The sequence below is a fragment of the Mariniflexile sp. genome (assembly GCF_041583155.1).
Classification (GTDB): Bacteria; Bacteroidota; Bacteroidia; order Flavobacteriales; family Flavobacteriaceae; genus Mariniflexile.
This window is the reverse complement of the sequence record NZ_JBFHGK010000016.1, coordinates 20,361-33,145: the sequence shown is the minus strand read 5'-3', so window position 1 is coordinate 33,145 and position 12,785 is coordinate 20,361. Positions and strand designations below refer to the sequence as shown.

Annotated in this window: 15 protein-coding genes; 4 read left to right on the top strand and 11 right to left on the bottom strand. The window is 32.1% G+C overall.

The features are described 5' to 3' along the window. Positions 1–8 precede the first annotated feature (8 nt). Both ABYI63_RS07960 and ABYI63_RS07955 read left to right on the top strand, forming a co-directional pair. Positions 9–482 carry a low molecular weight protein-tyrosine-phosphatase gene (locus ABYI63_RS07960; RefSeq protein WP_372755248.1) on the top strand — a complete coding sequence of 158 codons (474 nt, stop codon included), beginning with the start codon at positions 9–11 and terminating at the stop codon, positions 480–482. Further along, on the top strand, positions 469–1,185 hold the full coding sequence (locus ABYI63_RS07955; protein WP_372755246.1) for an SAM-dependent methyltransferase: 717 nt from the start codon (positions 469–471) through the stop codon (positions 1,183–1,185). The genes ABYI63_RS07960 and ABYI63_RS07955 overlap by 14 nt, the downstream gene beginning before the upstream one ends. A gap of 3 nt (positions 1,186–1,188) precedes the next feature. Here the strand turns inward: ABYI63_RS07955 and ABYI63_RS07950 are convergent, their stop codons facing one another. The 5 genes from ABYI63_RS07950 to dapF all read right to left on the bottom strand — a co-directional run bounded on the left by ABYI63_RS07950 (position 1,189) and on the right by dapF (position 5,209). Continuing rightward, a complete protein-coding gene (locus tag ABYI63_RS07950; protein ID WP_372755244.1) occupies positions 1,189–1,848 on the bottom strand; it encodes a peptidoglycan-binding protein LysM in 660 nt (219 codons plus the stop codon). Between the two features lie 111 nt (positions 1,849–1,959). Further along, complete coding sequence (locus ABYI63_RS07945; protein WP_372755242.1) at positions 1,960–2,871, bottom strand: DUF2279 domain-containing protein; 912 nt, start codon at positions 2,869–2,871, stop codon at positions 1,960–1,962. Continuing rightward, positions 2,871–3,914 (bottom strand): endolytic transglycosylase MltG, encoded by a 1,044-nt coding sequence (mltG, locus tag ABYI63_RS07940; protein WP_372755240.1) that lies wholly within the window; start codon positions 3,912–3,914, stop codon positions 2,871–2,873. The genes ABYI63_RS07945 and mltG overlap by 1 nt, the downstream gene beginning before the upstream one ends. Beyond that, entirely contained in the window at positions 3,915–4,439 is a 525-nt protein-coding gene (locus ABYI63_RS07935) for a GNAT family N-acetyltransferase (protein ID WP_372755238.1), read from the bottom strand. Next, positions 4,436–5,209 (bottom strand): diaminopimelate epimerase, encoded by a 774-nt coding sequence (dapF, locus tag ABYI63_RS07930; RefSeq protein ID WP_372755236.1) that lies wholly within the window; start codon positions 5,207–5,209, stop codon positions 4,436–4,438. Before dapF ends, ABYI63_RS07935 begins: the two co-directional genes overlap by 4 nt. 307 nt (positions 5,210–5,516) lie before the next feature. Here dapF and ABYI63_RS07925 point away from each other — a divergent pair, with 307 nt between their 5' ends. Continuing rightward, positions 5,517–6,920, top strand: coding sequence for a trypsin-like peptidase domain-containing protein (locus ABYI63_RS07925; RefSeq protein ID WP_372755234.1), 1,404 nt, complete (start codon positions 5,517–5,519; stop codon positions 6,918–6,920). A 237-nt stretch (positions 6,921–7,157) separates the two neighbouring features. Continuing rightward, complete coding sequence (locus ABYI63_RS07920; RefSeq protein WP_372755232.1) at positions 7,158–7,787, top strand: tRNA (guanine-N1)-methyltransferase; 630 nt, start codon at positions 7,158–7,160, stop codon at positions 7,785–7,787. A 35-nt stretch (positions 7,788–7,822) separates the two neighbouring features. Here ABYI63_RS07920 and ABYI63_RS07915 read toward each other — a convergent pair whose 3' ends face one another. From ABYI63_RS07915 to ABYI63_RS07890, 6 genes are all read right to left on the bottom strand, one after another. After that, entirely contained in the window at positions 7,823–8,308 is a 486-nt protein-coding gene (locus tag ABYI63_RS07915) for a GtrA family protein (protein ID WP_372755229.1), read from the bottom strand. 93 nt (positions 8,309–8,401) lie between these two features. Then, a complete protein-coding gene (locus tag ABYI63_RS07910; RefSeq protein WP_372755227.1) occupies positions 8,402–9,130 on the bottom strand; it encodes a LytR/AlgR family response regulator transcription factor in 729 nt (242 codons plus the stop codon). An 88-nt stretch (positions 9,131–9,218) separates the two neighbouring features. Next, a complete protein-coding gene (locus ABYI63_RS07905; protein ID WP_372755225.1) occupies positions 9,219–10,256 on the bottom strand; it encodes a sensor histidine kinase in 1,038 nt (345 codons plus the stop codon). Positions 10,257–10,260: 4 nt separating this feature from the next. Further along, positions 10,261–10,605 carry a DUF4907 domain-containing protein gene (locus ABYI63_RS07900; RefSeq protein ID WP_372755223.1) on the bottom strand — a complete coding sequence of 115 codons (345 nt, stop codon included), beginning with the start codon at positions 10,603–10,605 and terminating at the stop codon, positions 10,261–10,263. 116 nt (positions 10,606–10,721) lie between these two features. Then, positions 10,722–11,714: a Kelch repeat-containing protein gene (locus ABYI63_RS07895; RefSeq protein WP_372755221.1), complete on the bottom strand. Its 993-nt coding sequence runs from the start codon at positions 11,712–11,714 to the stop codon at positions 10,722–10,724. A 3-nt stretch (positions 11,715–11,717) separates the two neighbouring features. Further along, positions 11,718–12,602, bottom strand: a complete 885-nt coding sequence (locus ABYI63_RS07890) for a DUF6268 family outer membrane beta-barrel protein (RefSeq protein ID WP_372755219.1) — start codon at positions 12,600–12,602, stop codon at positions 11,718–11,720. Positions 12,603–12,785: the final 183 nt, after the last annotated feature.

Sequence of the window (12,785 nt, the reverse complement as noted above, 5' to 3'; positions counted from 1 at the left end):
GATAAAAAATGACTAAAATTCTAATGGTTTGTTTAGGCAATATTTGTCGTTCGCCATTAGCCGAAGGCATTTTAAAGGCAAAATTAAAAAGTGAGTCTTTTTATGTAGATTCAGCTGGCACTGGCGATTATCATATTGGCAAAAACCCAGATCCACGTTCTATAGCAATTGCCAAAAAATATGGCCTAGATATATCGAACCTAAAAGGAAGACAGTTTGATGTTTCGGATTTTGATAAGTTCGATAGTATATTTGTTATGGACGAATCCAACTATAGAAATGTAATTTCTTTGGCTCGTAATGAAGAAGATAAAGCAAAAGTAAATTTTATACTCAACCTAGTTCATCCGAATCAGGACTATAATGTTCCGGACCCCTATTATGGCGGTCATGAGGGTTTTGAGAATGTTTATAAAATGCTAAACGAAGCCTGTACTATATTAGCCAATTCACTTATTAAAACCAACAATGACAACAGCTAAAGGCATACTATACCTAATTCCAACTACCTTAGGAGATAACGAACCTTTAGAAGTACTTCCTATTACGGTTAAGCAAATAATTGAGGCAACCGACACTTTTATTGTTGAAAATGATAAAACAGCTCGCCACTTTATAAAACGTATTTCACCTGAAAAATCACAACCTTCATTAAAAATGTTTCATTTAAACAAGTTTACTGAAGTATCCGATTTACCAAGTTTTCTGGAACCTTGCTTGAAGGGCATTAACGTTGGTTTACTTTCAGAAGCAGGCTGCCCAGGTGTTGCAGATCCTGGTGCTGATATCGTAAAAATTGCCCATCAAAAAAATATTAAAGTAGTTCCTTTGGTAGGCCCTTCTTCTATATTAATGGCTTTGATGAGCTCCGGAATGAACGGACAAAGTTTTGCGTTTAATGGCTATTTACCTATTGATAAAGGAGAACGTAAAAGCGAAATTAAACGATTAGAACGCCTATCATTTGAGCATAATCAATCACAAATTTTCATTGAAACACCTTATCGAAATAATAAGATGCTTGATGATTTAAGCAATATTTTAGACCAAAATACACAAATATGTGTAGCTTGTGACATTACACTACCAACAGAATTTATAAAAACACAATCTGCGAACCAGTGGAAAAAAAATATAGTAGACCTTCATAAAAGACCTACTATATTTATTATTCATAAAAACTAAAGCTTATATCGCTTTTGCTTTTCTATCCGCTTTAATCAAAGACGTATCATAACCTGAAAATCGTTTCATATAATACTCTATAGTAGTACCATAACTATCTTCAAAATTATCAATACCATAACTTCTTAAATAATTTTTTACACTGCCAGCACCAGCTAAATGAGCCGCAGCTAAAATTCCAGATTCGGTAATAAGGATGCCATTTAACTTTTTACCAACAAAATTTTTGATGTCACGGCGCAAAATCCATTTATTTCTAGCTGTATTAGCTATAAATGCCTTCTCCTGAAGTTCTGGTTCATTTAAAAACAATTTTGGATTGTGAATACCAATCAATTTCAACGTATTAACACCAAATTGATATTTTCCTAAATACCCTAAGGTATTCACAGTAAAATAATCACCTCTTGATTCTTTAAAAGCTAAGGCTTCTTTAAACCCGACGAACGATTTCCCAAGGATAGGAGAAATGGGTTTATTTAGATCGATTGACGCAATAGCATTATCTTTAACGCTATGGTCCTGACTTACAGTATAATTTAACTCTAAACCACTTGTTGAGTACTTACTTAAATCAATCGTTTCACTTGTTGAAAACGACATGAACAATAGAATACATATTGTTACAGTTAGGATTAAGTAACTTGCAATACTTTTTCTCATAGTTTCTAAATTTCTTCAACATTTATACATAGTAATAAATGCTTGAAAATTTGAGCGTGCAAAAGTACATCTTTTTTATCTACTATCAAAATTAATCGATTAACTACCTGTTTAATAGTACAATAGATGAAATACACAGCCTTTTTTGCCAAATTCTAAAGTTGGTAAAGGAACTTTTATCATATTAAAAACGTCAAAAATAGACCTCAGCAATTTTGAATTTGTTTCAATGCTGGACAAATTTACATCTAAACTTAAGTAGAATTGACGTTGTCTTCTATAATTTGTTAACAACTGATTGTCAATATCTTCCACCCCAGACAACATACCATCCGCCCCATAGCCTACGGCTACATTTAACCATTTTGGAATATTTTTATTCTTTAAAAACGAATGCATATTTGCACTTAACCAATAGGTTTGCCCGTTATAGTCTTTCAAAATTTGTTCCAAAAAATCTTTTCCAAGTTTATCTGGACGCTCTTTTGTATACTTTGTTTGATGAAATGAAAATTTTAACGCGATACGTTGTTCTTCCCAAAGTAGTTCCTGACCAACGTACAGTCCTGTTCCTGATGCATTTGCCAAAATATCACCCCAAGAAAAACCCCATTCCTGGGAGAAACCATCTAAAACTTCAACAGTTGTTAAAAATGTAAAACCAAGTGTTGCACCATATATAAGCTGATCTTTTTTGCCTACTCCACTCCAATTTAAAAGCTGTGCTCCATGTTTTCCTAATTGATAAGAAGTAAAAACATGCCCCATTTTGTCCATTTGAAGCCATTCGTTGTTATCATCAATAGTATGGAAATTAGATTGAGGGTAATTGGCATACCATAGCTGATTTAATCCGATTAAAGTCACGGTTCCAATAGCCGCTTCTGAAATTATTATTAAATTTCGTCTTGGCTTATTGAGCGTATCAGAAGGCGTTAAAAACGCATCAAAATTAGATTGTGAAAATAAAGCGATCGGCAATAAAAGTACCAGAATCAAATATTTTATTGCCGAATCTCCCACTACTTATTTATACCCTGGGAAGATAAATAACGTTGATACTCTTGTGCATTCACATTATGCTGAGATAAGGTTTTAGCAAATTTATGAAAGCCTAAGCGACTAGCATCTGCACAGAAATAAAGATATTGATGCTTTTCATAATTCAAGACAGCATCAATGGCGGATATATCAGGCATTGCTATAAGTCCTGGTGGCAAGCCTAAATTTTTATAGGTGTTATATGGCGAAACGATGTCTTTATGAATATTAAGCACGCGTTTAATAACTGTATTCTTATATTCTGGTAATTGATACGCAGCAAATTTTAGTGTTGGATCTGCCTGCAATGGCATTTTTATCCGAATACGATTTAAATAAACACCTGCAATAGTTGGCTGTTCTGAAGCCTGTTTTGATTCTTCGTAAACAATGGAAGCCAATGCAATAACTTCATCCCTTGTTAAACCTAAAGCTTTTGCTTTTGCCTTCCTAGCGTCGGTCCAAAATCTATTATATTCTTTCAGCATACGCTCTCGAAACTGTTCAGCTGAAGTATTCCAGAAAAACTCATAACTATTAGGCAAATACATTCCTAATGCTGTTGCTTTATTAAAACCATTCTTAGATAAAAAAGCCGAATCTGTAAGCACATTCACTAAGGTTACGCTGTCAGCTTCAATTTGCGAGCTAACTCGACCTGCTAATTTATAAATAGTCTCCTGATTATTAAAAGACAAGGTAATTGGCAAATTGTTACTTCGTATGGAATTAATTATATCGTTATTATTCATTCCCTTTTTGATAGCGAAGCGTCCCGCTTTAATATTGTTTACATACTTTTTTTGTTTAGCAAGCGCATCAAAAGTGCTCATATCTTTTAATAAAGGCTCTAATTGTTCCTTTACATCTTCATAGGATGCATTTGTAGGCACATAAATATAGGCAACCTCATTATTAAAAGCGGTATTTGAATTCATCATAACACCATAAATATAATAAGCAAAATAGGCTGCAGCCGCTAACCCAAGAAACACAATAGCTAAAAGTATCTTTTTTATGTACATTTATTTATTAATAAGTTGAAATATATACTCGTTTTTATAGGAACCGTTTACAAAAATCCAGTCCTTTTTTAATCCAATATTTTTAAACCCTTGTTTGGTAAAAAGTTTGATACTTACCTCATTTTCTTCAGACACATTACAATACAATTGATGCAACCCCAATTGTGAAAAACTATAATTAACTAAAAGTTTTAAAGCTTCACTACCTATACCTTTTGCTCTTTGACGTGGTTCTTTGACTAAAATACCTACTCCTGCCCTGCTATTTTTAAAATCAAAATCGAACAAATCTATCATACCTAAAGGTTCATGATTATAATTTGAAATAACCAGTCGTAACTGTTTCACTTCAAATATATCTTTATGAGATTGCTTTAAGTACTGCTTAATTAAAAATTTGGAGTAAGGCGTTATGGTATTACTAATTTCCCATACCGATTCATCGTTTTCAATAGCATGTATAAACTCTAAATCTTCTGGTTCTAAAGCACGTAGGTAAATATGTTCTCCTTTTAAGGTTATCATATCGTTCCTGTAAACACATAATTTGCAGGCCCAATAAGCCAAACATTTTTATAAGTTCCATTGGCAACATCGAACTTTACTTGCAATTTGCCGCCTTGTACTTTTAAAGTAATTAAATTTTTATCTGTTTCTTTTAATGAATGCATTGCTATTGCTACAGCAGTTACACCGGTTCCACAAGACAAGGTTTCATCTTCTACGCCGCGTTCGTACGTCCTAACCATAAACAATTGATCATTTATTTTTTTTACAAAATTAACGTTGCTTCCAGCTTCATTATAAGGTGTACCATACCTAATTGCTGCGCCCTTTGTTTTTATATCAAAACTTTCAATTTGTTCTTCAAATTGTACGTGATGCGGAGATCCTGTATTTAAAAACACATGATTAGGATGTTTTTCAACAACATCAACATCTAGCATCTGCAATTCAACAATATCATCTTTAATACTAGCGTGATGTAACCCATCAATAGCTTCAAAAATGGCCTTATCGGTAATAACACCCAATTGTTTTGCAAAGGCTACTAAGCAGCGTCCGCCATTTCCACACATGGTACTTTCATTGCCATCGGCATTGTAATACACCATTTTAAAATCTAAATCGGGATGATTTTCTAATAAAATTAAACCATCAGCACCAACTCCAAAACGACGATCACATAAAAATGCAATGTGTTTGGTATCTTTCTTATTGAACGTTTCAAGACGATTATCAATCATCACAAAATCGTTTCCTGTTCCTTGGTATTTATAAAAAGTCTGTTGCATAATAAAGCACAAATATAAAGAAGTCTTTTTATGATTAATGAATTTTGATTAAGGATTCTTGCTTTTTGAATTTTACAACATTTGTTTGAGAAAGCTACAATGAAGCTAAGGCTTAACGCTAAAAAGGATTACCACAAAAATGCTGTTTTGTATTTTTCAATAATTACGCAATTTATTAATTTTACATAGCTAATAATGAATTGTTAAGAGGCGTTAAAGTTGAAGTTAAAAAAAGTTAAAAGCAATTATCTGATTCAATAAAATTTTAATTTTAATCGTTCTTTTAATAAAACTTAAACTGAAAAACATGAAGAAGATATTATCATTAGTTCTCGTTTCTGCATTAGGTGGCGCTCTAACGCTTGGTGCTTATAAACTTTTTTTAGAGCCAGAAAGCAAACTATTTATAACATCGGCGGATGCTAATCCATCCATGTATCAAACTAGCAATGTTAGTAATTTATTAAACGCTGCTGAAGCGCCCGATTTTACAATAGCAGCAGAAAATGCTGTTAACTCCGTGGTACACGTTAAAAACGTATCTATAAATTCTGGCCAATTAACACTTCAGGATTTATTTTCGGGAAGAAGCACGCCACGTGCCCAAATGGGAACAGGTTCTGGAGTTATTATAAATGCCGACGGCTATATTATTACCAATAATCATGTTATTAATAATTCGGATGAATTGTTAATAACACTAAATAACAATAAAACCTATAAAGCGGAAATTGTTGGTACCGATCCTAAAACTGATATTGCACTTTTAAAAATAGAAGCAGATGAAGACTTACCGTTTGTAACGTTTGCAGATTCTGACCAGGCTAAGATTGGCGAGTGGGTATTGGCTGTAGGAAACCCTTTTAACCTTACTTCTACAGTGACAGCAGGTATTATTAGTGCCAAGGCCAGAGATTTATCAGGTACTAGTTCGCAATCGTTTATTCAAACTGATGCAGCCGTAAACCCAGGAAACTCTGGCGGTGCCCTTGTAAATGTACGTGGTGAATTAATTGGTATTAACACCGCAATTTCATCACAAACAGGTTCTTATATTGGATATTCATTTGCGGTACCAAGTAATATAGCACGCCGTGTTGTTGAAGATATTATGGAGTTTGGTAATGTACAAAATGGCATTCTTGGTATTAGCGGAGGTTCTTTAAATAGCGAATTTGCAGATAAAATTGGTATAAATGACACCGAAGGTATTTATGTTGATAGTGTTGTTGAAGATTCGGGTGCCGAGAAAGCTGGCATTGAAAAGGGCGATATAATTAAAGAAATTGATAATATTAAGGTGTCTAAATTCGCCGATTTAACCGGCCATATTGGCGCGAAGCGTGTTGGCGACAAAGTGACTTTAAAAATTTCAAGAGATGGTTCGTTAAAAACAGTTAATGTTACCCTATCTCGTAATGAAACATTAACCTTACCGTTAGTTGGTCGGGTTAAAAACACGAAGCAAGAAGATTTGAAAAAATTAAAAGCACCTAACGGTATTAAAATAATTGAACTAGATAAAACATATGCCGATTACTGGAAAAAGAATGGCGTGAAAGAAGGTTCTATCATCACCTCTATAAATGATAGAAAAATCAACTCGGTTGATGATGCTCAAGAAGCTATTAAAAACAAATCGGATTACGAGCCGTTACGCATTGAACTTATAAATTCAAACGGTGAAAAAGAACGTTATAACTTCAGATAATATTTTATTAAATTACAAATTAAATAACCTCTTAAAATACATCTTTTAAGAGGTTATTTTTTTGCTATAATAGTATGCTATAAAAATAGGGGTAAGTTAATATTGGGTAAATAGTCTATTTTATTATAAATTACGTATATAAAATAGCCTCATAATACATGGCTTTTTGTTAAATTTAAATTTTTATAACTAATATTTTTTAACTTAGTAAACCTAAAACTGATAACCCACTTAAAAATGAATTTCACCAAACCTTTAGCCTTATTTTTCTTCCTTTTGTCAACTTTTATTTTTGCGCAAACACCTGAAGACAGAAATGAGCCATTGTCTTTAAACAGCGGTACATTAAGTAATCAGTTTGAGTATGTACTAACAAAATCTGGAAGTTGGGGTAAAGAAGGTATTTCCTATAGAGTGGTAAGAGCTAACTGGTTAACTGAATTAAAAGCGCATACACTTGATTCACTTGAAGCCATTCGTAATGATTTAGTGGCTGCAGAAATCACGGTAGAATCTCAGGCACAAGAAATTGCAGATTTAAAAACCAGTTTAGCAACAGCTAATGAGTCCTTAAGCAAAGCTAAGGAGCAAAAAGACACCATATCTATTTTGGGTGCTAAAACAGAAAAAAGTAGCTACAAAGCCATCATGTGGGGCGTAATAGTTATTTTATTATTAGTGTTATTGTTTTTTATCTACAAATTTAAAAATAGTAACGCTGTTACAAAACATGCCAAACAAGCTCTTGAAGATTTGGAAGAGGAATTTGAAGAGCACCGAAAAACAGCCGTTGAGCGCGAACAAAAAGTACGACGCCAATTACAAGACGAAATAATTAAGCAAAAGAACATAAAGCCTAAAAAGTAAAAAACAATTAAAGCAAGACTTTAAAGAATCTGTAGTTATGCTACAGATTTTTTTTGTACCCTAAAGCTAAATTTACTTTGTAAAACATAACCATAAATAACAGTGAAAATAATAGTTATAAATCGTGAAGGTGTTGGATATAATTTCAAAACATCTACTAAAAGTTTCATTGAAACGTAACTTATCAAAATAGCTCCCATACCAACTACAAAGTATCTAAAAAACTGAACATTCCAAGGTAAATTGGAATCTTGAAAGGTTATAAAGCGATTTAGTAGAAAACCTGTTACAAATGTTATAGGGAAAACAAAAAATAAAGCCGCTATATGCGGACTTAAAACTACGAAGTATAAATCTACATTCTGCTTGGCAAAAATGAACTGATAGAACAGGAAATACAGAACCGTATCAAAAACCAAATTACTTCCACCGCAAAATGCATACCTGAAAGTTTTTAAAGGCATGAAATACTTGAATAAAAAATAGAACGAATCTATAAACTGAATAATTAGTTTTCTCATAAAAATAATACGGCAGCAAATGTAAATAAGTAAACTAGAAATAAAAATTTTAAAATGAGTTTACTTTAAATTTCAATTTTTACCCGTTAAATACTAAACACCAAATCGTTTAATAACATCATCCTTATAAGTCTCTCCTATAGGAATTTGAATTCCGTCCACTATAATTTTAGTTTTTTGTAAGGCTTTTATAAAATCAATATTAACAACAAAAGACCTATGAACTCTTATAAAATTAGAAGAAGGTAGTTTCCCTAATATATCTTTAAAGCTAGAGAGCGTTAATATAGCTTTATCCGATTGGGATGTGTAAATTTTTATATAATCCTTTAAACCTTGCATGTACTTTATGGAATCGATGTCTATTTTAATATTTTCATATTCCGATTTCACAAAAATAAAATTATCTGGTGTATTTGTTGGAGAAAATTCCATAGTCGCTTTAGATTTTGGAACAGTTTTATTCTCCAATTCATACTTTTCTTTAGCGCGCGTTACCGCTTTTAAAAACCGATGAAAAGGTATAGGCTTAACTAAATAGTCGGTCGCATTTAAATTAAAACCGTCTAAGGCATATTGTGGATATGCCGTTGTAAAAATAAACTGAGGCATATTATCTAAAGTTTTAACCAAATCGATACCAGTAAGATTCGGCATTTCAATATCTAAAAAAATTAGATCTACTTTATGTTTGTTTAAAAGGGTTATTGCTTCTAATGGGTTGGTACATTTTACTACTATTTCAAGTCCACCAATTTGTTTGATATAAGATTCTATAACATCTATTGCTAAAGGTTCATCATCAATAATTACACAATTCATCTGTTTATTTTTATTGTTTCCCAAAAGTAAGACCCGATATACCTAAATTAATCCATTGGTTTATAGAAGTATAGATATGAATATATCATTAACTTAATTTCAAATTTAAATTTACAACAAATCTATTATCTTTTTCCGTAACCTCAAGCACATGTTTATCAGGATAAAGCAGTTCCAACCGTTCTCTGGTGTTTTGTAATCCAATACCAGAGCTATCTTTATCTGTTTTTCTATTTCCAATAATATTTACGCACTTAAAGTGTATTTCATCACCTTTAACATTAATTTCAATTTTCACTTCTGTTCGACCTTTAAAATCGGTTCCATATTTAAATGCGTTTTCTATAAATGAAATAAATAATAATGGTCTAATTTTTTGACTCGCGATATTTCCATGTATGTTTAGCACTACATCTTTATTATCGGCAATTCGCAAACGCTGTAATTTCAAATAGTTTTGGATATACTCCAACTCTTTTGTTAAAGTTACAAATTCATTATTAGTTTCATACAACATGTACCGCATTAATTCCGATAAGGTTATTATGGCCTCTGGAGCATCGTTGGACCGCTTTGTTGTTAGAGAATATATACTATTTAACGAATTAAATAAAAAATGTGGACTTAATTGATGTTTTAAAAAATGAAGTTCTGTAGACGACTTTTGTACTTCAATTTCTTTCTTTTTTCGTTCGTTTCTGTTCCATTCTGAATAAACACCTAATGCTAAACCTGTAACAATTAATAAAACATTAAAAACGAATGGCCTCATAAACGGCAATAGAAACATCGAATCTTTTCTATCATTTGGAAAAGGTGGTTTAAAATTAGGGTTTGGCCGAAACTCTAAAGTAAATTCATTTACTACAATTGTTGAGATAACTACGAGTAGAAATGCGCTTACAATATATAATAATGTTTTCTTTTTAAGTAGAAACTTAGATACTAAATAGGAATAATTCACATAAAAAATCACCAAATTGCTGGCAAAAACAATGAGCATACCCTTTGTAAAAAACTCATTTCCAGAGCGAGGTAATAACAAAGTAAACGATAAAAAAACAGCCCAAATAGATACATGTAATAATATTTGTTTACGGTAATCTTTTAATTTTAGCTGTTTCATAATACTAATTTACACAGTTTAACTTAATACCAAGCTGTTGTAGTTCTGAAAGTGACACACGTGGATTTACTCTTATAATTAACTTTTCAGTAACCAAATTGGCAACCGTTTTAGCATCATGATAAGAACAAAATGATTGATTATTTTGAATTGTGGGAATGTAATCTTGTTTAATTAGCAGCTTGTTTTTATAACTAATACTGTATCCATACCCAGAACCTGTTTCGAATACTGTTGTTTCAAATGGTACAGGTTTAGAACCAAATGATGTTTCTGTAACAATATAAAAAACTAAAACAGTGCCTAAAATTAATAAAAGCGATATAATATATATTGGTTTCCTATTCATAAAATTTTATATTATAATTAGAAATCCAAAGCACTCATTAAAAAAAGTAAGGGAGAGAATGTGCTTTGGATTTCAAAAAAAAAAAAAACTACTAATCAAATATTATTATTTGATGATTAATCTTCATCATCATAATCATCTTGAGGGTACAATTCATAAATATCATCTAAATATAAACTTCCTGTTCTACCCATCAACACAAAGCCTCTAGTTCCATTTGAGAAAGCTACTGCATCTTGACGCACTGTTGCTTCTAAATCAGTTATTTCCTCCCATAAATCTGTTGTAGGGTTGTATTCCCATATACTTCCAATTGCACCACCATAATAACCAGTAGCAATGTATCCTAAACCACCCATTTCAAGTCCAACGGCATTCGATCTAACAATAGAATAATCATCATCTTCATCTAAATCCTCTAAACGAGTCCAAATCTCTGTTTCTGGATTAAACTTCCAAAAATCTACTTTATATAAACCATTACTTACACCAGTACCTATATATACTTCATTGTCTATTATAAAACTTGTAGCATCAATTCTTTTTTCACCACCAAAACCTAAAAGTTCAGACCAGGTATCAGTTAACGGATTGTATTTCCAGAAATCTTTTTTATCATTATCACCGTCGTTTCCAGTTCCGATATATCCCATACCATTTATACCGAATTCTACAGCAGCACGTCTTACACCGCCACCGAAATTGGCTTTTTGAGTCCATGCATTAGAACTTGGATCGTATTGCCAAAAATCTGATAACTCATCATCACCATCATAACCAATACCTACGTATCCTTTACCATCAACAGCAAATCCTGAAGCCGAACTTCTAGCAACTCCTGGGAAATCTGCTTTTTGTACCCAGTAATTGCCCTCAATATTGTACTGCCAAAAATCATTTAAGTAATCATCTCCATCGTATCCTGTGCCCATGTACCCAAAATCACCAATGGTAAAACCTACCGAATTGCTTCTTGGAATTCCGTCAAAAACAGAGCGTTCTTGCCAGTTACCTCTTTCGGTATCATCATCTGAAGAGCAATTAAAAAACGTAATTGCACTTAATGAAGTAATTAGTATGGTTATTAACCGTGTTTTATTGTTTTTCATAATTTAATTTTTTGTTTGATTTTTTATGTTAAATGTTATTCCTGCCGCAAAAAAGGGTTTGGAAGTTGTGTTAAAATTATATAAGGTTATATCATCATTACTAAGCAACTTATAGTCATTTGAAAGCGCATAACCTCCTTTAAAGTTAATTGCCCAAAAATTATCCATCAAATAACTATACGTTACCCCTAAAGAAGTTGTTGAAAATGATGCCTTATGGGCGTCGACTGTAGTATCCATACTGATGCTTTTATTTAAATTAGCATAAAAACCATCCATTAAAAGTTCTGTTTTAACGGAGCTTATTTCACTTAGTTTATATGTTGCGGATGTTTCTGGAAACCCAATTCCAAACGAAAATTTATCGTTTACTTCCTTGGTGTAACTAAATAGAGGTATTATGGTTGGTTTTCCGGTTATGGTAGCATAACTTACTCCTAAAGAGATTGTTTCAGCATTCCCCTCATTACCTAGTGTTTTAGTTGCTAACAAACTACCTGTAAACTGCAAATCATTACTATTAACTTTATTTGTTAAATTGGAAACAATAGCAGCCTTGGCACCAGTTGTTAATTCCCAGGTTGCAGATAGGGGTAATATATAACTGGCAGCATAATTTATATCATAAATTTGCGTGATAGCATCACTTAAAAAACTAAAATCTTTCATGTAATCAAAACCATAACTCGTAAAGCCAACATTTTGAATTAATACACCTGTTTTAAGTTTTGTTGGAATACCTACTTTAAAATCAGTTTTGTAAAAATCTATGTCATCATGCCCTATTGGTGCCAAGCCGTAATTAAATGAAAACATCGTTTCGCTTAATTGGGCGAAAGATTTGTTTCCAACAGAAATAATTAAGGCTATCATGATAATTCTCTTCATTTATCAAATAAAATTTCGCCAAAAATATTTTTATCATCTTTTAAATAAAAAGATAATAGCTGTTCTAGGGAATAGTCTATACAAACTCCTCTTTTTTGATGACGAACCCTTAAAACTCATTTTAGTAGTTACAATTGACCAATTCGCCTATTAAATTCAGGTATTCGTATAACTAATTTTAGC